The sequence below is a fragment of the Sphingobium olei genome, from assembly GCF_042678845.1.
GTDB lineage: Bacteria > Pseudomonadota > Alphaproteobacteria > Sphingomonadales > Sphingomonadaceae > Sphingobium > Sphingobium olei.
The window spans coordinates 1-23,114 of the sequence record NZ_JBHTLS010000120.1 but is presented as its reverse complement, the minus strand read 5'-3'; the positions used below and the strand labels follow the sequence as shown (position 1 = coordinate 23,114).

14 protein-coding genes and 3 pseudogenes are annotated in these 23,114 nt (G+C 65.9%); 9 read left to right on the top strand and 8 right to left on the bottom strand.

The window, feature by feature from the left end; genetic code table 11:
• Positions 1-2: 2 nt before the first annotated feature.
• Entirely contained in the window at positions 3-680 is a 678-nt protein-coding gene (locus tag ACFQ24_RS09705; protein ID WP_380910724.1) for a FadR/GntR family transcriptional regulator, read from the top strand.
• A 13-nt stretch (positions 681-693) separates the two neighbouring features.
• On the opposite strand, the gene ACFQ24_RS09700 is transcribed toward ACFQ24_RS09705, so the two are convergent.
• Positions 694-1,173, bottom strand: a complete 480-nt coding sequence (locus ACFQ24_RS09700; protein ID WP_380910779.1) for a gluconokinase — start codon at positions 1,171-1,173, stop codon at positions 694-696.
• 218 nt (positions 1,174-1,391) lie between these two features.
• Between ACFQ24_RS09700 and ACFQ24_RS09695 the strand changes: the two genes are divergently transcribed.
• The 4 genes and pseudogenes from ACFQ24_RS09695 (at position 1,392) to ACFQ24_RS09680 (ending at position 13,726) form a co-directional block, all read left to right on the top strand.
• Entirely contained in the window at positions 1,392-4,418 is a 3,027-nt protein-coding gene (locus ACFQ24_RS09695; protein ID WP_380910722.1) for a glycosyl hydrolase family 28-related protein, read from the top strand.
• A gap of 136 nt (positions 4,419-4,554) precedes the next feature.
• Positions 4,555-7,533, top strand: a complete 2,979-nt coding sequence (locus ACFQ24_RS09690; RefSeq protein ID WP_380910720.1) for a TonB-dependent receptor plug domain-containing protein — start codon at positions 4,555-4,557, stop codon at positions 7,531-7,533.
• Positions 7,534-7,611: 78 nt separating this feature from the next.
• A pseudogene (locus ACFQ24_RS09685) lies at positions 7,612-10,649 on the top strand (glycosyl hydrolase family 28-related protein).
• Positions 10,650-10,744: 95 nt separating this feature from the next.
• Complete coding sequence (locus ACFQ24_RS09680; RefSeq protein ID WP_380910718.1) at positions 10,745-13,726, top strand: amidohydrolase family protein; 2,982 nt, start codon at positions 10,745-10,747, stop codon at positions 13,724-13,726.
• Positions 13,727-13,730: 4 nt separating this feature from the next.
• On the opposite strand, the gene ACFQ24_RS09675 is transcribed toward ACFQ24_RS09680, so the two are convergent.
• The 3 genes from ACFQ24_RS09675 to ACFQ24_RS09665 form a co-directional block, all read right to left on the bottom strand.
• Positions 13,731-14,228 (bottom strand): hypothetical protein, encoded by a 498-nt coding sequence (locus tag ACFQ24_RS09675; protein WP_380910716.1) that lies wholly within the window; start codon positions 14,226-14,228, stop codon positions 13,731-13,733.
• A 112-nt stretch (positions 14,229-14,340) separates the two neighbouring features.
• Positions 14,341-14,715 carry a response regulator gene (locus tag ACFQ24_RS09670; protein ID WP_380910714.1) on the bottom strand — a complete coding sequence of 125 codons (375 nt, stop codon included), beginning with the start codon at positions 14,713-14,715 and terminating at the stop codon, positions 14,341-14,343.
• Between the two features lie 23 nt (positions 14,716-14,738).
• On the bottom strand, positions 14,739-16,595 hold the full coding sequence (locus ACFQ24_RS09665) for an HWE histidine kinase domain-containing protein (RefSeq protein WP_380910712.1): 1,857 nt from the start codon (positions 16,593-16,595) through the stop codon (positions 14,739-14,741).
• 529 nt (positions 16,596-17,124) lie between these two features.
• On the opposite strand from ACFQ24_RS09665, the gene ACFQ24_RS09660 reads away from it, so the two are divergent.
• Genes ACFQ24_RS09660 through ACFQ24_RS09650 form a run of 3 tightly spaced genes read left to right on the top strand, consistent with a single transcriptional unit; the run spans position 17,125 to position 19,266 of the window.
• Positions 17,125-18,039 carry a dimethylarginine dimethylaminohydrolase family protein gene (locus tag ACFQ24_RS09660; RefSeq protein ID WP_380910710.1) on the top strand — a complete coding sequence of 305 codons (915 nt, stop codon included), beginning with the start codon at positions 17,125-17,127 and terminating at the stop codon, positions 18,037-18,039.
• A gap of 26 nt (positions 18,040-18,065) precedes the next feature.
• Complete coding sequence (locus tag ACFQ24_RS09655) at positions 18,066-18,359, top strand: hypothetical protein (protein WP_380910708.1); 294 nt, start codon at positions 18,066-18,068, stop codon at positions 18,357-18,359.
• Complete coding sequence (locus ACFQ24_RS09650; RefSeq protein ID WP_380910706.1) at positions 18,295-19,266, top strand: oxygenase MpaB family protein; 972 nt, start codon at positions 18,295-18,297, stop codon at positions 19,264-19,266. Before ACFQ24_RS09655 ends, ACFQ24_RS09650 begins: the two co-directional genes overlap by 65 nt.
• Positions 19,267-19,408: 142 nt before the next feature.
• Here ACFQ24_RS09650 and ACFQ24_RS09645 read toward each other — a convergent pair whose 3' ends face one another.
• The 3 genes from ACFQ24_RS09645 to ACFQ24_RS09635 all read right to left on the bottom strand — a co-directional run bounded on the left by ACFQ24_RS09645 (position 19,409) and on the right by ACFQ24_RS09635 (position 22,059).
• A complete protein-coding gene (locus tag ACFQ24_RS09645) occupies positions 19,409-20,278 on the bottom strand; it encodes an NAD(P)-dependent oxidoreductase (RefSeq protein WP_380910704.1) in 870 nt (289 codons plus the stop codon).
• A 138-nt stretch (positions 20,279-20,416) separates the two neighbouring features.
• Complete coding sequence (locus ACFQ24_RS09640; protein ID WP_380910702.1) at positions 20,417-21,298, bottom strand: NAD(P)H-hydrate dehydratase; 882 nt, start codon at positions 21,296-21,298, stop codon at positions 20,417-20,419.
• The gene (locus ACFQ24_RS09635) at positions 21,295-22,059 is read right to left on the bottom strand and encodes a histidine phosphatase family protein (RefSeq protein WP_380910700.1); all 765 of its coding nucleotides are present in this window, start codon (positions 22,057-22,059) and stop codon (positions 21,295-21,297) included. Before ACFQ24_RS09635 ends, ACFQ24_RS09640 begins: the two co-directional genes overlap by 4 nt.
• 164 nt (positions 22,060-22,223) lie before the next feature.
• Here ACFQ24_RS09635 and ACFQ24_RS09630 point away from each other — a divergent pair.
• Positions 22,224-22,952: pseudogene (locus ACFQ24_RS09630) on the top strand (alpha/beta hydrolase); the annotation flags it as partial.
• A 56-nt stretch (positions 22,953-23,008) separates the two neighbouring features.
• Here ACFQ24_RS09630 and ACFQ24_RS09625 read toward each other — a convergent pair.
• Positions 23,009-23,114, bottom strand: a pseudogene (locus ACFQ24_RS09625) (IS5/IS1182 family transposase); the annotation flags it as partial.

Here is a 23,114-nt window from a genome sequence, read left to right as displayed (position 1 = left end):
CGATGAGCGCGCCGCGCCTGTCCGATCATGCCTATGCGGCGATCGTCGACATCATCAATGCGGACGATCTGGAGGTCGGCGCGCGCCTGCCTTCGGAGGCGCGGCTGGCCGAAATGTTCGGCATGTCGCGCGCGATCGTGCGCGAGGCGCTGATGCGGTTGGCGTCGGACGGCATTACGGAGGCGCGGCGTGGGGCGGGTTCCTTCGTCAAGAGCCGGCCGTCCGAGCGGCTGTCGGCCTTCATGTCGGCGGCGGAACTGCCGACCACCCTCGGCAGCTATGAGGTGCGGTTCGTGCTGGAGGCGGAAGCCGCGCGGCTGGCGGCGACGCGGCGGACCCCGCAGGAAATGGCGCATATCGAGGAGGGCATGGAATTGCTGCGCGAGGCGCTGCTGTCGAGCGAGCCGGCCCATGCCGAGGATATGGAACTGCACCGCCGCATCGCCGAGGCGACGGGCAACCCGGCCTTCCGCCTGGCGTTGGAGGCGCTTCATCCCGACATCGACAAGATCATGCGCGCGGGCGTGGACATTTCGCGGTCCCGCCCGCCGCAGGTGATTGCGACGATGCTGCGCGAGCATGACGTGATCGTGGACGCGATCCGGGCGCAAGACCCGGAAGGCGCGGCGCTGGCGATGCGCTGGCATTTGTGGGAAGGCCGGCGGCGGTTGATGCCGTGAGGCGGGCCTCGATCTAGCGCAGCGCGCCCAGCACCCGGTCGCGCAGGGTTTCGGCGGGCATGTCGGTCGTGAGGATCATCGCGCCTTCGTCGGGCAGGGGCCGCTCCAGCGTGGCGAGCTGGCTGTCGAGCAGGCTGGCGGGCATATAATGGCCGGGGCGGTTGCCCAGCCGGGTGAGTAGTGCGTCGCGATCATTGTCCAGCATCACGAACCGGACCGGCCCGCCGATCGTCGTGCGCAGCCGGTCGCGATAGATTTTGCGCAGCGCCGAGCAGGCCGCGACGGCGACGCCGTTGTCCGCCTTCGCCCCCGCGATCGCGCTGCCCAGCCGCTCCAGCCACGGCCAACGATCCTCGTCGGTCAGCGGGGTGCCGTTGCGCATCTTCTCCACCGCGTCGGCGGAATGGAAATCGTCGCCCTCCAGGAAGGGGCATGCCAGCGTCTGCGCCAGCAACGCGCCGAGCGTCGACTTGCCGCAGCCGCTGACGCCCATGACGATGAGGACGGGCGGCGCGGACGGAAGCAGGGCGGGGGAGGAAGGCAAGGCGGTCTCGCGAAGGAAATGCGGGCCGTTTGCAGCCTCGCCATGATGATCCCGCTATACCGGCAGCGGTGGGGCGCTGGAAACTACGACCTTTGTCGCAAGTGCCAAGGCGCGCCGGCTCCCCTAGCGGGGAAGCATCCAGCACCAGCCAGTGAGGAGAGGCGGCTATGATCGCACGCAGCATGATCGCGGCGCTTTTGGCGGCAACGGCCCTCGGCGCGCCGGCCGCGGCGTTTGCCGCCAGCCAATCCCTGTTCCCGGTCGCGCCCGACGAGCCCCATGCGGTGACGGTCGCGGCCAAGGGCGACGGCCGCGCCGACGACAGCGACGCGATCCAGGCCGCGCTGGACAAGGCGCGCGACAAGACGGGGCACGGCATCGTCTTCCTGCCGTCCGGCCGCTATCGCATCACCAAGACGCTGGTCGTGCCGGCGGGCGTGCGCGTCTATGGCGTGGGCGCGACGCGGCCGGTCATCCTGCTGGGCAGGAATACGCCGGGCTTCCAGAAAGGCGTGTCGACCATGATCGTCTTTGGCGGCGGCGACCAATATAACGTCGGGCAGGTGCCGGTGCCCGTGCCGACCGTGGTGCCGCGCGACAAGATCGTTCGCGACGCCAATTCGGGCACCTTCTATTCGGCGATGAGCAATGTCGATATCGAGATCGGCGCGGGCAATCCGGCGGCGGCGGGCGTCCGCTTTCGCATGGCACAGCACGCGTTCCTGAGCCACATGGACTTCCGCCTGGGGAGCGCCTTCGCCGGCGTCTACCAGGCCGGGAACGTCATCGACAATGTCCATTTCGAGGGCGGCCGCTATGGCATCGTCAGCGAAAAGACGTCGCCCGCCTGGCAGTTCACGCTGCTCGATTCGACCTTCAACGGGCAGAAGGCCGCTGCCATCCGCGAACATGAGGTCGACCTGACGCTGGTCAATGTCGCCATTCGCAACACGCCGGTCGGCATAGAGATCGACCGCGGCTATGGCGACAGCCTGTGGGGCAAGGATGTCCGGTTCGAGAATGTGTCGAAGGCCGGCATCGTCATATCGAACGAGAAGAATGTCTTCACGCAGATCGGGTTCGAGAATGCGCTTGCCCTGAACAGCCCCACCTTCGCGCGTTTCCGCGACAGCGGGCAGGCGGTGAACGGCAAGGGGAAGGCGTATAAGGTGGCCTCCTTCTCCTATGGGCTGTCGGTGCCCGCGCTTGGGCAGATGGGGGAGTATAAGACGCAGGCGCAGATCGAGGCACTGCCCGCCATGCCCTTGGCCCGCGCCGACGCGATCCGCGACCTGCCGCCGATGGCGGAATGGGTGAATGTCCGCACCCTGGGCGCGGTGGGCGATGGCAAGGCGGACGACACGGCCGCGATCCAGAAGGCGATCGACGCCAACAAGATCCTCTATTTCCCGACCGGCTTCTACAAGGTCACGAACCGGCTGACGCTGCGGCCGGACAGCGTGCTCATAGGCCTGCATCCCGCGATCACGCAGCTTTACATTCCCGACAATAATCCGGCCCATGCAGGACTGGGCAGCGTGATGCCGATCCTGGAAAGTCCGAGGGGCGGAGACAATATCCTGTCCGGCCTCGGCCTGTTCACCGGGCGGGTCAATCCGCGCGCGTCGGCCCTGCTGTGGCGGTCGGGAGAAAAGAGCCTGGTCAACGACGTCAAGATCATGGGCGGGGGCGGCACGCCCACGGCCGATGGCACGATGCTGGGCGCGGCGCGCGTCCATACCGGCGATCCGATCACCGACGACAGGCTGGACGCGCAATATCCCAGCATCTGGGTGACGGATGGGGGTGGCGGCACCTTCGTCGACGTGTGGAGCCCCAACAGCTTCGCGCAGGCGGGCTTCTACATCACGGACACGGCGACGCCGGGCCATGTCTACGAAATGTCGGTCGAGCATCATGCCCGCAACGAGTTCGTGCTCGACAATGTCCAGAACTGGGAGTTCCTGGCGCCCCAGACCGAACAGGAGGTGGGCGACGGGCCGGACGCCATTTCGCTCGACATCCGCAATTCGAAGAACCTGCTGTTCGCCAACTATCACGGCTATCGCGTGACCCGCACCTATGCGCCGGAAAAAAGCGCGGTGAAGATCACCAATTCGGGCGACATCCGCTTCCGCAACGTCCATGTGAATGCCGAGAGCGGCTATGCGACCTGCGACGACGAAGGCTGCGGCACCTTCCTGCGGGCGAGCAAATATCCGTTCGACAATGCGATCGAGGATGTGACGCGAAAGCTGTTGGTGCGCGAGCGGGAGTTCGCCAGTCTGGACATCGGGCCGGCGGGCAGCGCCATTCCGGCGGTTGCGCCGCGTGGCGAGGTCAGGAAGCTGGAGGAGGGTTTCTGGTCGATCTCCGGCGCGGCGGTGGATGCGGCGGGAGCGCTCTACTTCATCGATCGGCGGTTCCAGCGCATCCATCGCTGGAGCGAGGCCAAGGGGCTGGAGATCGTGCGCGATCATGCACTCGACCCCGTCAACCTTGCCATCGACGCGTCGGGGCATGTGATGGTGCTGTCGTCCCTGGGGGCGAAGGGTGGGGTCTATTCCTTCGATCCTGCCGGACCCAAGGACGCGATGACGCTGATCCAGCCGACGCCCGTGCGCAGCGGCGGGACGGCGCGCACGCTGCTGCCGGTCAACTGGTGGAACAATGGCGAGTTCAGGGACCAGCTCGATTTCAAGACATATCAGTTCACCACGCTGGCCGAGATGTTCGCGCGCGACGCGGGGAGCGCCAAGGCCAGCGAATATGTGTCGCCCGATGGCAGCCTGTCGCTGCCCGCCTTCCGCACATGGCAGCAGGGGCCGGTCGATCATACCGGCTGGCGCTGGTCGGACAGCCTGAACGCCCATGGATTCGTGTCCGGCCGGCAGGGTGAGCGCGTCTTCGTCACCAACGCATCGGAGAATGTGACCTATAGCGGTATCGTCGGCGCGGGCGGGGCGCTCAAGGGCCTGAAGCCCTTCGCCAATCGCGGCGGCGAGAGCGTGGCGGTGGACGGGCAGGGCCGCGTGTTCGTCGCCAACGGGCAGATCTTCGTCCACAGTCCGGACGGCAAGGAAGCGGGCCGGATCGACGTGCCCGACAGGCCGCTTCAGATTCTGTTCGGCGGTCCTGACAAGCGCACTTTGTTCATCCTGACGCATCACGCGCTCTACGCTGCAAGGCCCTGAAAATGGCCCGTCGCGCTGGCACCTACGACCTATGTCGTAAGTGTCGGCGGCGGCCTAGGCGGCTAGTGTTGAAGAGATCGCCCGATATGGGCGCGGTCGCCTATGGGAGGGCGGCCGAGAAAAAAGGGGAAGATCCATGAAGGTGACGATCGGAATTCATCGGCAGCTGGCGAGCGTGAGCCTGGCGGCGGTGGCCGCCATGGCGCTGGCCGGCGCCGCGCAGGCGCAGGACGCGGGTTCGGTCGCGCCGCAGGCAGCGCAGCAGGAAGCCGCCGGCGACGCGAACATCGTCGTCACCGGATCGCGCATCACCACCAGCGGCTTCAACGCGCCCACGCCCACACAGGTGATCGGCGAAGAGCAGATCGCCAACAACGCGCAGCCCAACATCTTCAATACCATCGCGCAGCTGCCCTCGCTGCAAGGGTCGACCGGCGCTGCCACCGGCACCTTCTCCACGTCGAGCGGCCAGCAGGGCCTCAGCTCCTTCTCGCTGCGTGGCCTTGGCCCGATCCGCACGCTGACGCTGCTCGACGGCCAGCGCGTCGTCGGCGCGAACGTGACCGGCGTGCCCGACATCTCCATGTTCCCGCAGCTGCTGGTGAAGCGCGTCGACGTGGTGACGGGCGGCGCGTCCGCATCCTACGGGTCGGACGCGGTGGGCGGCGTCGTCAACTTCATCACCGACACCCATTTCGAAGGGTTCAAGGGCAATATCATGGGCAGCATCACCAAATATGGTGATGACGAGACCGCACTGGTGCAGGGCGCCTGGGGCAAGTCCTTTGCCGACGATCGCCTGCATGTCGTGCTGAGCGGCGAATATGACCATGAAGGCGGCGTGGGTGCCGGCGATTTCGGCACCGATCTGGCCGGCAGCCGCAACTGGTATCGCGCGACGACGCTGATGAATACCGGACAGCCGGACAACGGGTCGCCGCAGCTTGTCTATTCCGACTATGCGCAGCCCTATCAATATGCACGCTACGGTCTCATCAACAACGGGCCGTTGCAGGGCATCGCGTTCGACGCCGCCGGCAATCCCTATAATTTCCAGTACGGTTCCAACGGTCAGCCGACCGGCACCGGGCGCGTCACCAACTGCTATCCCGGCAACAGTTTCTGCGTCGGCGGCGACCTGTCCGGCGCCCCGGGGTCGGGCGCTTCGCTCAAATCCTCGCTGGAGCGCGTCAACGGCTATGGCCGCATCGGTTATGACTTTGCCGACAACAATGAAATTTACCTGACCGTCAATGTGGCGGAGGTGAAGACGCACAATCAGCCGAGCCCGGGCTACAACCGGCCGAACATGGTTGTGCAATGTTCCAACGCCTACCTGCCGCAGCTGATCCGCGATCGCTGCGCCGCCGCGGGCATCACCGAGTTCAATTTCGGGTCGAGCAACGCGTCCTTCCCCGATCCTCAGGTCTACACGGACCGAAAGCAGTACCGCTTCGTCGGCGGCCTGAAGGGATCGTTCGGGGCGGCGGGCACGGACTGGAACTACGACGCCTATTATGAGCATGGCATAACCATCTCGGACATCAAGGTCCGCGACATCGTGCTGGGCAACCGTTACCTTGCCGCGAGCGACGCCATCACTCTCAACGGCGCGATCGTGTGCCGTAATCCGGTGGCGCGGGCCAATGGCTGCGTCCCCGTCAACGTCTTCGGCAACTTCGCGCCGTCCGCTTCGGCTCTTGCCTATGTCGCGCCGCACGAGAACGGCCCGTTCCAGCACACCAAGCTGACGCAGGACGTCGCCAGCGCCAACTTCTCGGGCAATCCGTTCGAAAGCTGGGCCGGCCCGGTGTCGGTCGCGTTCGGCGGCGAATATCGGCGTGAGTTCTATCGCGTGAACGCCGACCCCTACGGCGCGGGCGTGTCGGCGCTCAGCCCCAACAGCGCGGCTTATCCCGCCGATCCGCTGCTCAATTCGCAGCTGGGCAGCAACTGGGCGGCCGGCAACTACAAGAACGGCAACGGCAAATATGAGGTGTATGAAGGCTTCCTGGAAGTCGACATCCCGCTCATCAACAGCGACGCGATGGGCCGTGCAAACCTGAATGCGGCGGGTCGTGGCACCCACTACAGCACGTCTGGCACCGTGTGGGCGTGGAAGATCGGCGCGACCTGGGACACGCCGATCGACGGCGTGCGCCTGCGCGGCGTGACGTCGCGCGACGTCCGTGCGCCGAACCTGTCTGAACTATTCGCCGCGCCGACCGTCACGACGCTGCCCAACTTCACCAACCCCTTCCCGCGCTTTCCGGGCGGCCCGGCGATCGGCGGCGTCTCCGCGTTCCAGAACACGATCGGCAACCCCAATCTTCGTCCGGAAATCGCGCGCAACACCGAACTGGGTATCGTGCTGGCCCGGCCGTCCTGGGCACCGGGGCTCAGCCTGTCGTTCGACTATTATGACATCAAGCTGAAGGGCGTCGTCTCCACGCTGTCGGCCGACCAGATCGTGCGCTTCTGCTTCGAGGGCAATCAGGCCTTCTGCGGCGGCTTCAGCCTGGACAACCTGAACCAGCAGAACAACTTCATCAACGTCCAGCCCTTCAACCTCGCGTCGTGGAAGACCAGCGGCTTCGATATCGAGGCCAGCTACCAGTGGCAGCAGCCGCTCGGCCTGCCGGGCAGCTTCACCGTTCGGGCGCTGGGCACGCACGTTCGCAAGTTCATCGTGAAGGCGGGCATTGCGGGCGTCGCCGACATCGACAATGCCGGCGCGAACACCGGCGCTACGCCCGACTGGAAGTGGCTCGCGATCCAGAATTACGACAGCGGGCGGTTCAGCCTGACGGTGCAGGAACGGTGGATCAGCGACGGCGTGTTCAACAATAATTATGTCGTCTGCCAGACCGGATGCCCCCGCTCGGACGCCAACCACACGACGGTCAACTTCAACAAGATGAAGGGCGCCTTCTACGTCGATCTGGGCGCCACCTTCGACATCACGCCGGCCATCAAGATCTACGGCAAGGTGGACAATCTGTTCGACAAGGATCCGGTCGCATCGCCGCAGACCAACACCGGGCTCGACATCAATCCGGCGCTCTACGACACGCTGGGCCGCATCTACCGCGCGGGCGTCCGGTTCAACTTCTAAAGACGCTCCTCTATCCTCCCCAACCTTGTCCCGGCCCTGCACGGCCGGGACATTTGTTTTTCAAAGAAGGAATGACGCATGGTTCGCGGACTGAGTGGTGCTTGCGCGGCGGTGATGCTGATGCTGGGGGCCGCCGCGGCCCATGCCTCTCCGTCCGTCTACACCACAGCACCCGACGAACCCCGCGCCGTTACCGTCAAGGGCGTGGGCGATGGCCGCGCTGACGACAGCGCCGCGATCCAGCAGGCGATCGACAAGGCGGCGGCGAAGGGGGGCGGCGGCATCGTCTTCCTGCCCGCCGGCACCTACCGCATCAGCCGCACCCTGTTCCTGTGGCCGGGCGTGCGCATCTTTGGCATCGGGGCGCAGCGGCCGGTGATCCTGCTCGGCCGCAACACGCCCGGTTTCCAGAAGGGCGTCGCGCACATGCTGATGTTCACGGGGGCCAAGCGCCAGACGGACAAGGATACGCCGCCCGCCGCCTTCCCGCCTGCGGGCAGCGTGCCGTTCGACAAGACGATTGCCGACGCCAATCCGGGCACCTTCTATTCGGCGCTGGGCAATATCGATTTCCGCATCCTGGACGGCAACCCGGCCGCAACCGCCATCCGATTCCACAGCGCGCAGCACAGCTTAGTGTCCCATGTCGATTTCGACTTGGGGACGGCGCTCGCCGGGCTTTACCATGTCGCCAACGAAGCCGAAGACCTGCATTTCAAGGGCGGGCGCTATGGCATCCTGGCGGAAAAGCCGTCGCCCGCCTGGGGCTTCGCACTGGTGGACGCCACCTTCGAGGGGCAGCGCGATGCCGCGATCCGCGAGCATGAGGCAGGGCTGACGATGGTCAACGTCGCCTTCAAGAATGTGCCGGTCGGGATCGAGATCGATCGGGGCTATGGCGACTGGCTGTGGGGCCAGGACTTGCGGTTCGAGAATGTGGCCCGAGCGGGCGTCGTCATCTCCAACGAGAAGAATGTCTATACCCAGGTCGGTTTCCAGAATGTCGTGGCGTCCGGCACGCCGACCTTCGCGCGGTTCCGCGAGAGCGGGCGGACGGTGGCGGGCAAGGGCGCGGCCTACAAGGTCGCGTCCTTTACCCATGGCCTGACCCTGCCCGGTGTCGGCCGCATGGGCGACTATAAGACGGACGCGAAGATCGAGGCGATCGGCGCTCTGCCCGCCCCGTCCGCGCCGGCGATCCGGGCGCTGCCGCCGGTGTCCGAATGGGTGAGCGTTCGTTCGCTTGGTGCAAAGGGCGACGACAAGAGCGACGACACTGCGGCGATCCAGAAGGCGATCGACAGCCACCGCGTCGTCTATCTGCCTGCCGGCTTCTATCGGGTGAGCGAGACGCTGAAATTGCGGCCGGACACGGTGCTTCTCGGCCTGCATCCCAGCCTGACGCAGATCGTGCTGCCGGACGGCACGGCGGCGTGGCAGGGCGTCGGCGCGCCCAAGGCGCTGGTCGAAAGCGCGTCGGGCGGCGATGCGATCGTCGCCGGCATCGGCCTCGACACCAATGGCGCGAACCCGCGCGCGACGGCGCTGCTGTGGAAGGCGGGCGCGAACTCGATGGTCAATGACGTCAAATTCCAGGGCGGGCACGGCACCGATCGTTTTGACGGCACCCGGGTCGTTCCGTACAATAATAATGCCACCGGCGATCCCGATGCGGCACGGCGTTGGGCCGGGCAATATGCAAGCCTGTGGGTGACGGAGGGCGGCGGCGGCACCTTCGCCAATGTGTGGAGCCCCAGCACCTTCGGCCATCCCGGCATCTATGTGTCGGACACGCAGACGCCCGGCCGCATCATCCAGGCGTCGGTCGAGCATCATGTCCGGTCGGAATTCGCGCTGAACCGCGTCGCCAACTGGGAGATACTTGCGCCCCAGACCGAAGGCGAAGCGGGTGAGAGCGGGGATGCCGTCGCGCTGGAAATCCGCAATTCCCGCAACATCCTGGTCGCCAATTTCCATGGCTATCGCGTCACCCGCACGCGCAAGCCGGCGCCTGCGGCGGTCACGCTTTACAATTCGCAGGACATCCGGTTGCGCAACGTCCATGTGAACGGCGAAAGCGGGCTTGGCACATGCGATGAGAATGGCTGTGCGACATTTCTGCGGCTGACCAAATTCCCGTTCGAGAATGCCATCCGCGACGTGACGCATGGGATCGATGTGCGCGAGCGCGAGTTCGCGGTGCTCGACATTCCGGCAAAGCCCGAGGCGGTCGAGCCGTCCACTTTCCAGGGGAGCAAGGTCACGCAACTGGCCGATGGCTTTTATGCGGCGGGTGGTGGCGCGGTGGATGCGCAGGGGCGACTCTACTTTATCGACCGCTTCTTCCAGCGCATCTGGCGCTGGAAGAAGCGGGCAAGCTGGAGATGGTGCGCGACGCGACGCTGGACCCGGTCAACCTGACCGTCGACAAGTCGGGCGACCTTCTGGTGCTGTCCTCCAACGGCCGTAACGGCACCGTCTACAGCGTGAAGCCTGACGCGCCCGACAGCCAGATCAGTGTGATCCCGGCCACTCCCGTGCGCTCCGGTCCGGCGACCGTGCTGCCGGTCAACTGGTGGAACAATGGCGAGTTCAAGGACCAGATCGATCCCAAGACCTATGAGTATACGACGCTGGCCGAGATGTTCGCGCGCGACATGGGGAAGGCTAAGTTGCACGAATATGTGTCGCCGGACGGCAGCGTGGCGCTGCCTGCCTACCGCACTTTCGCGCAAGGGCCGGCGGACCATCGCGGGCTGCGCTTCTCCGACGCGCTCGACAGCTATGGCTTCATCCAGGGCAAGCCGGGCGAGCGCGTGTTCCTCACCAACGGATCGGAGAACCGCACCTATAGCGGTGTGGTCGGCGCGGGTGGGGCTATCACCGACCTCAAGGTCTTTGCCGAACGGGGCGGCGAGGGCGTGGCGGTGGACGGGCAGGGCCGCGTCTATGTCGCCAACGGGCAGATCTTCGTCTATGCGCCAGATGGCAAGGAGATCGGGCGGATCGACGTGCCGGAGAGGCCACTGCAACTGCTGTTCGGGGGCGAGGACAAGCGCACGCTCTATGTCCTGTCGCACCATGGCCTTTATGCCGTGACGGGTCGGGGGCGGTGATCGCTCTGACAGATTAGCGCTTCTCATTTGTCGCTGGCGGGTTTGCGCGCCAGGACCGTCCTTCAAGCCGTTGATCGCGTTGAGGGAGCATGGGAATGAGCGCAGGGCGAACCGTCTGGGCGGGAGCTGTATCGGTGCTGGCGATGATGGCGGCAGCCCCCTTCGCAGCGGCGCAGGCCCCCTCGCTCACGCCGCCGGGACAGGGACAGACGATCGGCTTCGATGTCCATGAAGGCACGTCCATGTCGGTGTCGGCGTCGCCCGATGGCAGGACGATGGTGGTGGACCTGCAGGGCAGCCTGTGGCTGATTCCGGCCAAGGGCGGGACGGCGAAGCGGGTCGGCGATTATTTCAGCGACGCGCGCCAGCCGGTCTGGTCGCCCGACGGCAAGACGATCGCCTATTTCGCCTATCGCGACGGCAATTACGACCTGTGGATCATGGATGCTGACGGCGGGAACGCTCGGCAGCTGACGTCGGGCACCTTCGACGATCGAGAGCCGGCCTGGTCGCCCGATGGGAAGACTATCGCCTTTTCGTCGGACCGGGCGGGAAAGGGCGATCCGAGCTATAATATCTGGACGATCGATGTCGCGACCGGCGCGGTGGCGCAGGTGACGTCCGACCCGTCCGAGGACCGGCTGCCGACCTGGTCGCCGGACGGCAAGACGATCGCCTACAGCTCCACGCGCGACAGCAAGAGCGCGATCTGGGCGACGAACCTGGCGGACGGAACGGAAAGGCTGCTGAAGGAAGCAGCCGGGAAGGCGGATGCGCCCTCCTATGGACCTAAGGGTCAGCTTGCCTATGTGGTCGCGGATGCGCAGGGCAGCCATCTGGAGATTGACGGCGTCGCGGTGTCCGGCAGCGAGAATGTCTTTCCCTTCCGCGTCTCCTGGGGCGCTGGGGGCCGATACAGCTATGTGTCGGACGGCCTGATCCGGCAGCGGACGGGCAAGGCGGTGAAGACCGTGCCCTTCGCAGCGCGGCTGGAGGTGACGCGGCCCAGCTATGTACGGGCCAAGCGGGACTGGGATTCCACCGCGCCGCGCAAGGCGGTCGGCATATTGAAGCCGCGCCTGTCGCCCGATGGACAATCCATCGCCTTCATTGCGCTGGGCGACCTCTATGTCGTGCCGGTGACGGGCGGCAAGCCGACCAACCTGACCAACGATCATGCGATGGACGCGGACCCCAGCTGGTCGCCGGATGGCAGCAAGCTGGTCTATACGTCGGACAAGGGTGGCGGGCTGCCTCAGCTTTGGATCCGCGACCTGAAGAGCGGCAAATCCGCCAAGCTGACCGACATGACGACCCAGCCGCTGGGCGGGGTGTGGTCGCCGGATGGAAAGACGATCGCGGCGATCGACGTGGACGGCCGCTGGGGCGTCGCGGGGGTGTTCACCGTCGATGTGGCAAGCGGCAGGATCACGCGCCTCCAGGGATCGCTTCCGCAGCCGGGCGAGCCGAGCTGGTCGGCGGACGGCAAATATGTCGCGATTTCGCTGTCCAAACTCTATTCCAAGAGCTTCCGCGAAGGCACCAACCAGGTCTATGTCATCCCCACGGACGGGAAGAGTCCGCCCGTCTGGCGCGTGCCGACCGCCGACATGGGGATCGATACGCGGGGCGGCGGTGGCCCGGCCTGGTCGCCGGACGGAACCAAGATGGCGGCGGTCTATGAAGGGCTGCTGAAGGTCTGGCCGGTGGCGGCGGATGGGACGCCGGTCGGCGCACCGCGCGCCTATGGCGCGGACATGGCGCATTTCCCGACCTGGAGCGGGGACAGCCGGACCATCCTCTACCAGTCCAACGACAAGCTCAAGACGATCGATGTCGCGACTGGCGCGACGCGGGAGGTGCCGCTGGACCTCACCTACACGCTCGCCAAGCCCAGGGGGCGGACGGTGGTGCATGTCAGCGGGCTGGTGGATTCGGTGCGCGACGAGACGCAGCGGGACAAGGACATCGTCATCGAAGGCAATCGCATCGTGTCGATCGTGCCGCATGACCCGGCGCTGCATGGCGGCGGCGTGAAGCTGGTGGACGGGACGGGGATGACGGCGATTCCGGGCCTGATCGAGCATCACAGCCATGCGCAGAAGGATTTCGGCGCCAATTCGCACCGGGCCTGGCTGGCCTATGGCATCACCACGGTCCGCGATCCGGGCAACCAGGTCTATAGCGGGCTGGAGGATCGCGAGGCGGCGGAAGCGGGGGTGCGGATCGGCCCGCGCATCTACACCAACGGGCCGCTGCTGGAATGGCAGCGCGTCTTCTACAAGATGGGCGTGGCGGTCGAGGGACCGGCGCATCTGGAGCGCGAACTGGAACGGGCGCGGCTGCTCAAATATGACATCGTGAAAAGCTATGTGCGGATGCCCGACATCCAGCAGCGCCGCATCGTGGAGGCGGCGCATGCCATGGGCGTGCCGGTGACGGGCCACGAAATCTTCCCGGCCGCCTACACCGGCGTCGACGCGACCGAGCATATGGGCGCGACCAGCCGGCGGGGCTATTCGCCCAAGCAGGGGCCGCAGGGCCGTGCCTATGACGATGTGATCCAGCTGTTTGGAAAGAGCGGCCGGACATTGACGCCGACGATGTTCGGGGCGCTGACCGGCTACCTGCAGAAGCATCCCGACTACAGGAATGATCCGCGCGTCAATCTCTACCCGCTCTGGGCGCAGGAGTCGGTGCGCGGGCCGGACACGATGGCGGCGCTGCTGACGCCGATGCTGGAGGGGCAGCGCAAAGCGATCAAGGCGATGTACGAGGCCGGAACCAATATCACGGCGGGCACGGACACGATCATCGCGACCAACCTGCATGCGGAGATTGCATCCTATGTCGATGCTGGCCTCACGCCGTTCCAGGCGTTGCAGACAGCGACGGTCAATTCCGCCAGGTCGCTCAACCTGGACGCAGGAACGATCGAGCCGGGCAAGCTGGCCGACATCGTATTGCTGAAGGGCGATCCGCGCGCCGATATCGCCAACACGTTCAAGGTGGCGACGGTGATCGCCAACGGGACGGTCTATAGCGAGGAAGAATTGCTGGCCGCGCCGAAGGACTGAGCCGTCAGTCCTCGCCTTCCGCGACGCCGTTGCGGTTGGCGTCGTCGTCCACCGTCCGGTCGCCCAGATGGCCGGGGCCATGATAGTTCATCTCGCTCTGCCCGCCATGGCCCATGAGCGAGGTTGGATCATTGTCGCCCTTCCGCTCGCCATGCGGGTAGGGGCCGCCGGCGCTTTCTCCGCCGGGCTTGTCGGGCGACAGGCTGAGGTCATTGATGCCGTCGGGACGGCTGGCGGGGGATGATGCGGTCGGTTTGTCGGAGGCCTTCGGAGCGGGCTGCGCTTCGCCTTCGGGTTGGGATTGCAGGCCCTGCGCCTCCGCATAGGCCACGCCCGACACTTCCTCTACGGGTGCGGAAAGGCCGGCTATGCGGCGGCTCTGGTCCGTTCCCTCGGCAGCGTCGGTGGCGGATCGTTCGCCGCGCCAGCCCTGTTCGGGCGGCGGCGCGTCATCCTTGATCGGCGCGCTTTGTCCGTGAAGGAAGGCGTTGCGGTCGTTCATGTCCGTGGTCCGTTCTGATATGGCTTCCTGTGCGGAACGCGCGGACATCCACGGTCGATCCTGGGGTCTCGCTGATCCATGTTAGGAAAATCGCCTGCGACCCAAGTTTGCGTCAGACGGGATCGGTCTCGTCAGCTTCGCGGAATAGGGCTGCCACGGCGGCGATCAGTTGATCCGACGAGAAGGGCTTGTTGATGCGCGGGATGTCGCGGAACGCGTCCGGCAGGGACCAGCCGTCATAGCCGGTGAGGAACAAGTAGGGGATGCCGCGTTCCGAAAGGCGCATCGCGAGGTCGAAGGTGGTGGTGCCATCGAGATTGACGTCCAAGATTGCCGCATCGATCCGTTCGCTTTTGATAAGGCGTAGGGCATCGACGACCTTGCCCGTCGGACCCACGATCACGGCGTTCGCGTCGGCGAGCGCGCGCCAGACATCCTTCGCGATGAAATATTCGTCCTCCACGACGAGAATATGTCTGCGATCCACGGCTTGGCCCCCGTCCTGTCTGGCTAGGCGGGTGAGGCGTCGAGCGGAACCTGGATCAGGCACCGGATGCCGCCGCCACGAAATTCGAGTTCGGTCTGCGCGCCGAGCCGGTAGGGCAGCACTTCCTCGATCAATTCGCGGCCAAACCCCGCCCGCGTCGGAGCCGTCGCCACCGTGGGCACGCCAGTTTCTGACCAGCAAAGCTCCAGCACAGGGCCGCCGTCATTCCGCCTGATCCTCCAGCGGATGTCAAGGCGGGCATCGTTGAACCGCAAGGCGCCATATTTGAGCGCGTTGGTGATGAGTTCGTGGAAAGCGAGGCCCAGCGTTTCCGCGAGGCTAGGGGTGAGATCGACATCAGGGCCTGTGATCTGGACCTGCGGCCCTTCATTGGCGCCCACGCTCATGAGTTCGTCGCGGATCAGATTTTCAAGATCGACCGGTTGCGAAGGGTTGCTGGTCACGATGACCTGCGTGCGCGCAAGCGCGTCCAGCCGGCCGCGGAAATGATCCACCAGTTCATCCAGGTCGCGACGCGTTTCGGCGGTGCTGGTGAAGACGGAGCGGACGATGGTCAGCATGTTACGCACCCGATGCTGTAGTTCCGCCACCAGCACCCGAAGCCTTTCCTCGCTCTGCCGCAGCCGGTTTTCATTCTGCCGCTGTTCTGTGATGTCCTGGAACAGCACGGCTACGGTCTTGTCTTCCGCCTCTCCGACGCGGAAGGCGAACAGGTTGAAGGTGCGTCCTTCCAGCGCCTGGGAATCCTCCTCGAAGCGCAGGCTTTCGCCGCTTTCCGCGACACGCGCGTAGATTTCCACCCATTTGGGTTCGATCGCGGGCTGAAGCTCGCGGATGGTGCGTCCGGTCGCGTCCACCAGTCCGTTATGCTTTTCGAAGGCGGGATTCACTTCGAGAAACCGCCAGTCGACCGCTCTCTCCCCGTCGTAGAGCATCTGGATGATGCAATAGCCTTCATCCATCGAATTGAAGAGGTCGCGATACTTCCGTTCGCTCTTGCGCAGCGCAGCGTCCGGCAGGCATCGTTCGACCGTGACCAGCATCCGGACGGCGGTCGCCTCTATGATGGCGATCTCGGCGGGCGTGAACTGATGCGGCCTGTCATAATGCACGGTGAGGACCGCCACGGCCCGGCCGTCGCGGGACAGCGGTACGTTGATCGTTGCTGCCAGGCCAAGCGCGGCATGCGCCGCTTTTTCCGCGTCGCTCATCCGCGGGTCGCCTGGAATGTCCGGGCGGATGCAGGTTCGGCCGGTCTTGAGCGCCTCGATCAGATCCTCGCCATAGTCGGAATAGCGGTAGATGCCAGTGATGCTGGGGACGCCGTTGGTCCACTCGCGTGTCACGGCGACGTGGACGCCGTCGCCGAAATCTTCGGCATAGCCCACCCCCGATGCGCCAAGACATTCGCCGAGCATGCGCTGGGCGATGTCTTGAACCGCGACCGGATCGCTCACGTCGCGCAAGGCTGCGCCCAGTCGCCAGAGAAAGGCCTGGGGCGTATCGTCAGGCCGTATCTGTCCAAGATCGCGCCCGACGCAATAGAGGAGCGGATCGCCGTCGAAGAGGCTGAGCTGCCAGCTGATCGTGCGATATTGGCCATCGCCGCGCAGGACGCGCTGTTCCAGCTGCAGGGCGCCGCCGCGATCGTGCAGCCGGGCAAGCCATTGCTGCCGGTCGAAGGGATGGATGAAATCGACGACAGGCTTGCCGAGCAGGTCATGGGCGGTCCAGCCGATGCTCTGTTCCAGCGCGGGGTTGACGCTGCGCCATTCGCCGGTGTCCAGCGTCACTGTGGCCAGCAAGTCCGTCGCCAGGGCATGGAAGCGGCTCGAAATCGGATCAACTGCGTCGGCCATGGAGGGGCTATGTTAAACGGTCCTGCCCAGCCGATCAACGCGCACGGAAGCATAGTGGATTGCATTTCAAGCGGATGCTGGCGTCACGCCCCAGCATGGGCGGATCGGCCGGCGGCTCTTGCCTGAAGGTCACGGCCGACAACAGGTCCAAAGTGGCGGCACCGTCGCTCTCGCACGCGCGGTGCGGCCGATCGCCGTCCGTGTCGGGGCGACAACCGGCATCTCCTTGAAAAGAGACGGCTGCTTCCTATCTCCCCGTCAACGTCAACAAGGAAAGGAGGTGGTCTGATGTCTCATTGTCCCACGCCGCATGCGGCAGATTTGGTGAGCCCGGCCTCCCTTGAGGGAGCGCGGCTCGTCTGAGCTTGCCGCTTCGGCTAGACAATGGAAAGGCTGTCCCAAATCGGGGCAGCCTTTCGTCTTTCCGGGGATCATCCCGCGTCGCCCGAGGAGCGCCGACCTGACTAACCTGGTATAAGCGGCGGGAACGCGGGACAGAAACTGTCGTTTGCATGGTCAGGAGATGATCATGAAAATCGATTTCGGAGCCGCCGCCGGCGGCACGTCCGCTTTTAGTTCCAGAGACATCATTGCACCTCATGTGGCCGGCGAAAGCGACCTGCTGACCGATGTCCTGCTGTGCCCGCCGCATCATCTTGCGCCGGTGCCCTGCTGCGCCGTCACGCGCCACCATCTGGATCAGGGCCATGTAACGGGCACGGAAGAGGCGCTGCGCCAGCATGGCGCGCTGGTGGAGGCGCTGGAGCGGCAGGGGGTGCGTTGCCATATGCTGCCTCCCGCCGCCGACCTGCCCGACATGTGTTTCACCAGGGATGTGGGCGTGGCGACGCCATGGGGCATGGTCGCGCTCAGCCCGGCCATGCCGCACCGCCGGGGAGAGGTCGATGCGCTGATGCGCGCCTGTTCGCGGTGGGGCACGCCCGTCCGGCGCATCACGGAGGGCACGATCGAGGGCGGCGACATATGCATCGCGCGCGACGGGCTGCTTATCGTCGGCATGTCGGGCGAACGCAGTTCGGCGGCCGGGATCGAAGCGTTTGCGGCCCCGTTCCGCGTCGCGGGGTGGGATGTGCTGATCTGCCCGTTCGACGCCGATCATCTTCACCTCGACACGATATTCTGCATGGTGGACCGGGACCAGGCGATTGGCTGTATCGAGTTGCTGAACCCGCGGTTCGTCCGCGCGGTCGAGGCGCGTGGCATTTCGATCCTGCCGATGCCGGCCTCGCTGGCCGCTTCGCTCGGCTGCAACATCCTGTCCCTCGGCCGCCGCCGCGTCCTGACGAGCGCGTCCGACACCCTTGTCACGTCCTTGCTGAGGGAGGCGGGCTACTCGGTCGAAGCCATCGACATTTCTGAGTTCGCCGCCTGCGGTGGCGGGATTCACTGCCTGACGCAGCCGCTGCGCCGCATCGCCGCCTGACACAAGCCTGTATGGATGGAGGATAAATGAGCCAGACCGTGGAAAAGCGTTTCATCACGCGGGCAGACGCCGAACATGCCGTGGAGTTGCTGGTGCAGCAGCATGGCGTGGAGCGCACGGACATTTTCATCACCGCCGACGGGTCGGAGAACAGCGTCGGCGAGCAGACGAGCGGTGGCGACGCGGCCGTGCCGCTGGAAGGCGAAAGGGACGACGCAGCGTTGCATTCGCCAGTGCTGCTTTCCGTGGATGTGAATGACGAGGGCAGGGTCGCGCTGGTGCAACGCGCGCTGGACGAAGCGGGCGCGTCGCCCGCCTGATCCCATGCGCGACGCGCTGCGGCGGCGGATCCGGCGCGAGATCGCCAATCTGTTCGGCTCGGGGAACGAGCCGGTCGACCTAGACACGCCGGCTGGCGATCCGGGGCTGTTCGGTCCATCCTCCATGGCGTGGCGCGTGCATGCCGATCTGGGGCCGATGATGGTCGGCGGCATCGCGGCTTTGCTGCTGCAGATGCTGCACCCGGCCGCGCTCGCTGGCGTGTGGGACCATAGCCATTTTCGGAAAGACCGGACCGGCAGATTGCGACGCACCGCCCAGTTTATCGCCGGCACGACCTATGGCGGGACGGCGGAGGCGGAGCGGCTGATGGCGAAGGTGCGCGCTGTGCATACCCATGTGCGCGGCACGATGCCCGACGGCACCGCCTACCGTGCCGACGATTCCGATCTGCTGCTGTGGGTCCATGTCGCGGAAAGCTGGTGCTTGCTGGAGGCGTATCGCCGCTATCGCGCGCCTTTGCTGACCCGGACGCAGGCGGACCGCTACCATGGGGAGGTGGCGATGATCGCGGATCGGCTCGGTTCCGCGCCCGCCCCCTCTACGCATGACGGCGCGCGCCTCTATCTCGAATCGATGAGGCCGCAGCTGCGATATGATCTGCGGACGCGCGAGGTGGCCGATGCGCTGCTGACCCGCCGGCCTGGCGATCTGGCCGCGCCCCTGTCGCGGATCGTCGTCGACGCAGCCGTGGACATATTGCCGCGCTGGGCCGCCCATATGCACGGATTTTACCTCGGGCCGCGCCGGCACATCGCGCGCGCCGGCATGTCCGGCATGGGCGTTCTGCTGCATTGGACGCTGGACGACAGTTCCGCTGCACACGCCCAGCGCCGCGTGGCGCGCCGTCCCCTACATCCCATCGCAAAGAAAACCCCGCCGGAGTAAACTCACGACGGGGCCAGGTTCAGGGAGGGTGTCACTCCAAAGGGGGGAGAGTGACAAGATCCATATGGGGCACCCGGCATGAACCTTCAATGACCCCGGCGTTCAGCTAAGCGCAAATAATGAAAGGGCGCGGGAGAGGGCGTCAGGCCTTGCGGAGCGTTTCCACCACCGCCGAGATGTCCTTGTTTCCCAGGCCCGCCGCATCGGCATCGAGAAAACGGGCGCGCGCCGCGGTGGCAAGGGTGGAACTGATGCCGACCGAGTCGAGTAGCGCGTCCGCATAGCCCAAATCCTTCGCCATCAGCGATATGAAGAAATTGGGGTCGTAATTCCGCTCCAGCATCCGGTCGGCCATCAAGCCGACCATCGGGCTGCCCGGCGCGCCGTTGCGCAGGACATCCGCGACCTGCCTGGGGTCCAGGCCCTTGGCCTCCACCAGCGCAAGCGCTTCGGCAAAGGAGGCCACCTGCACGCCGGCCATATAATTGTTGGCGAGCTTCATCACCGCGCCGCTGCCCGCCGGCCCCAGATGGATGACACCGCTTCCCAGGACGTCGAGAACCGGGCGGGCGAGCGCCAGGCTCTCTTCATCGCTGCCGACGAAGAAGCGCAGCGTGCCGCTTTCGGCCTGCACCTTACTGCCGGTGACGGGCGCTTCGACGAAGTGGATGCCGGCTGCCTTCATGTCCGCCGAAAGCGCGTCGATCCAGTGGGGGTCGAGCGTGCTGCAGTCGATCGCGACCGCGCCCGCCCGCATCGCCGCGAGCGCGCCCTGCGGACCGACCCAGGCTGCGCGGGAGGCGTCATTGTCGGACACCATGGCGATGACGATGGACGCTCCGGTCGCGGCCTCGGCCGGACTGTCCGCCTGCCGCGCGCCGGCCTCGACCAGAGGCGCTGCCCGCGCGGGGCTGCGGTTCCAGACGGTGACGTCGTAGCCGGCCTTCAGCAGCTGCTGCGCCATGCCTGCGCCCATGATGCCCAATCCCAATATCGCGACCTTGTCACTCATAAGCCATTATCCTGATCTGGAGGGGCGCCTCTTCATGAAGCCGGAGGCGAAAGATGGAGCCTATGATATGGGGCCGGCCCGCTCGTCGCGCCAGCATGGGCCTGAAAAAAGGATGCTCTTTGCGGGAGGTGCGTTCGGCTACACCCCCGTCAAAAGACCCGGAACGAGCGGGGAAAGTTCACGGGCGAGAAAGCCGACCCGCCCGATGCTTTCCGACAGGAGCTGCCCGGCCTGCCCATGGAGCCAACAGCCCCAGGCGGTCGCCGTCACCGGTTCCGCCCCGCGCGCGAGCAGGCCGCCGATGATCCCGGCGAGGACATCGCCTGATCCCGCCGTGGCGAGGCCCACGCCGCCGCCCTTGAAGTGGAGAATGTCGCCGGAGGGGGCGGCGACGAAACTCTCCTCGCCCTTTAGCAGGATGATGGACCCGAACCGGCGCGCCATCCTGATCGCCGTTCCGGCCGGATCCTCGTGGACCTCGGCTATGTCGATGTCCGCCAGCGTTGCCATCTCGCCGGGATGCGGGGTCATGACGATGCGGCCTCCATGCGCGCGAACGGCATCCGCATCGCCCCGGGCCGATGTCAGGGCGGCAGCGTCCAGGAGGATGGAAAGGTCGTCTCGCGGCGCGGCAAGGAGAGCCCGAACCAGCGTTTCAGTTTGATCGGTTGCGCTCATCCCGGGTCCAAGCACCAACGCGTCGCAGCGGTCGATCGGTTCCTTGAGCAAGGTCGCCGCGTCCGCCGCGATTTCACCGTCTGCGTCGGAGGGCAGGGAAAGGACGGACGCTTCGGGCATGCGGACGCCGATCAGGCTCGCCACCCTCTCGACGGTTGCGAGCTGCACCTTGCCCGCGCCGGCGCGCAGGACCGCTTCGCCCGTCAGCAGCAGCGCGCCGGGCACGAAGGCGGCACCCCCAACCACCAGCGCCCGGCCTCGGCCGTTCTTGTCGCACCCTTCCTCCATCGGCGGCAGGGGGTGGTCTTGGAGCCAGTCCCGGTCGATCAGAGGAAGGGTCATCCCCGGGCCCCCGCGATCCTGTCCGGCGCCTGGGTGACGCGCGTGTCCTCCTCCTCCATCGGCGCGGTGACATTATAGCGGGCCAGCACCAGCTTGCCGTCGCCGCGACCGGCCGGGTCGAGCCGATATTCGGTGATGGCGCAGTTGGCGACGTCACCTGCCGCGTCGATCGCAAGAATGTCCTTTTCCGTCAGCGATTCGAGGATGTAGCGCAGGCAGAGCACCACCACCTGATGACTGAAGATCATCACGCGCCGTCCCGCATAGTGCAGGGATATGGTGTCCATCACCGATCGCAGCCGCAGGATGACGTCGCACCAGCTCTCGCCGCCGGGCGGCCGGTGGTAGAATTTGCCAAGCAGCTGGCGGAAATCCGCTTGTTGCGGGTAGAAGCTACGAATGCCGTGCGTGGTCAGTCCGTCCAATATGCCGAATTCCTTTTCGCGCAGCCGTTCATCGAAGCAGATCGGCTCCTGCGCGGGCGCGCCGCCCTGATCGCGGAAGATGGTGGCGGTCTGGCAGGCGCGCAGATAAGGCGAGGAGAGGAGAATTTCCGGGCGATCCTCCGGCGGCCGGCGGGCGAACCAGCGTCCGAGCGATGCGGCCTGATCGCGTCCCAGATCGCTGAGCGGGACATCCGCGTCGCGGGTGGAGAGGATGATCCGCTCCTCTTCCGCCTCATGCGCCAGGTCGCGCGCCACATTGCCCGCGCTCTGGCCGTGGCGGACGATAATCAGTTGACTGGGCCAGCGGATCGTCATTCGCGCGCTTCCTCATCCCTTGCATCCAATGAAGGAGAGGCAACGCATCAGCCATCGATCGGCTGCACGGTCGCGATCGTTCAAGCCCGCGCGTTCGATCCTATAGGATTTGACATGGCCTTGATCGGCGGAGAGAAGTGCATGCTTAAAGGAGAGGGAAGACCATGTTGAGCCGCCGCGATACGCTGTTCGCCGGGATCGCCACCGGACTGCTGGGCGCTTCCGCACAGGCGGCGCAGCGGCCGGGCATCTGGCCTGCCTTTCCCGCCGAGGAAATCGACCTGTGGCCCGGCGTCCCGCCCGGCGCGCCGTCGGTGCTGCCAACGGAGCAGGTCATCGAAATGGGAGACGACCAGCGTCATAGTCGGCTGGTCAAGGGCATCGCCCGCCCGCGCATGAAGGTCTTTCGGCCCGCCAAGCCCAATGGCGCGGCCTTGCTGGTGACGCCGGGCGGCGGCTTCTCCGTGATCGTCGTCGATGCGGAAGGCTATCAGGTCGGTCCCTGGCTTGCCGAGCGCGGCTGGACGGTGTTCGTGCTTTACTATCGTCTGCCCGGCGAAGGCTGGGCAGACCGCGCCGATGTGCCGCTCGCCGACGCGCAGCGCGCGATGCGGATCATCCGGTCGCGCGCGGCGCGTTACGGGTTCGATCCGGAGAAGGTCGGCGCGCTGGGCTTTTCGGCCGGGGGGCATGTGTGTGGCGATCTCGCCACCCGCCATGACGCCAAGGTTTACAGGCCGGTGGACGCTGCGGACAGGCTGAGCGCGAGGCCGGTGATTGCGGCGCCGATCTATGCCGTGCAGTCGATGAGCCTGCCGCTGGCGCATGGCGGCTCCCGCGACATGCTGCTGGGCGCGAATCCTTCGGTCGACCTGCAGCGTGCCCATAGCCCGGCCCTGAACGTGACCGCCACCACGCCGCCCTGCTTCCTAGGGTCAGGACTCGTTGATCACAGCCAGAAGATGACGGTGGCTGCGAGCGCGATGGCCGAGAAGAACGTAGTGGGGCATCGATCGTAGCGCGTGGCGACCCGGCGCCAGTCCTTTAAGCGGCCG

Excerpts from the sequence above, each read along its gene's own strand:
- ACFQ24_RS09655 (WP_380910708.1), top strand. The coding sequence starts at position 18,066 with ATGAGCCAGACCGTGGAAAAGCGTTTCATCACGCGGGCAGACGCCGAA.
- ACFQ24_RS09665 (WP_380910712.1), bottom strand. The coding sequence starts at position 16,595 with ATGGCCGACGCAGTTGATCCGATTTCGAGCCGCTTCCATGCCCTGGCG.
- ACFQ24_RS09695 (WP_380910722.1), top strand. The coding sequence starts at position 1,392 with ATGATCGCACGCAGCATGATCGCGGCGCTTTTGGCGGCAACGGCCCTC.
- ACFQ24_RS09680 (WP_380910718.1), top strand. The coding sequence starts at position 10,745 with ATGAGCGCAGGGCGAACCGTCTGGGCGGGAGCTGTATCGGTGCTGGCG.
- ACFQ24_RS09650 (WP_380910706.1), top strand. The coding sequence starts at position 18,295 with ATGACGAGGGCAGGGTCGCGCTGGTGCAACGCGCGCTGGACGAAGCGG.
- ACFQ24_RS09645 (WP_380910704.1), bottom strand. The coding sequence starts at position 20,278 with ATGAGTGACAAGGTCGCGATATTGGGATTGGGCATCATGGGCGCAGGC.
- ACFQ24_RS09635 (WP_380910700.1), bottom strand. The coding sequence starts at position 22,059 with ATGACGATCCGCTGGCCCAGTCAACTGATTATCGTCCGCCACGGCCAG.
- ACFQ24_RS09660 (WP_380910710.1), top strand. The coding sequence starts at position 17,125 with ATGAAAATCGATTTCGGAGCCGCCGCCGGCGGCACGTCCGCTTTTAGT.
- ACFQ24_RS09690 (WP_380910720.1), top strand. The coding sequence starts at position 4,555 with ATGAAGGTGACGATCGGAATTCATCGGCAGCTGGCGAGCGTGAGCCTG.
- ACFQ24_RS09640 (WP_380910702.1), bottom strand. The coding sequence starts at position 21,298 with ATGACCCTTCCTCTGATCGACCGGGACTGGCTCCAAGACCACCCCCTG.
- ACFQ24_RS09675 (WP_380910716.1), bottom strand. The coding sequence starts at position 14,228 with ATGAACGACCGCAACGCCTTCCTTCACGGACAAAGCGCGCCGATCAAG.
- ACFQ24_RS09705 (WP_380910724.1), top strand. The coding sequence starts at position 3 with ATGAGCGCGCCGCGCCTGTCCGATCATGCCTATGCGGCGATCGTCGAC.
- ACFQ24_RS09700 (WP_380910779.1), bottom strand. The coding sequence starts at position 1,173 with ATGGGCGTCAGCGGCTGCGGCAAGTCGACGCTCGGCGCGTTGCTGGCG.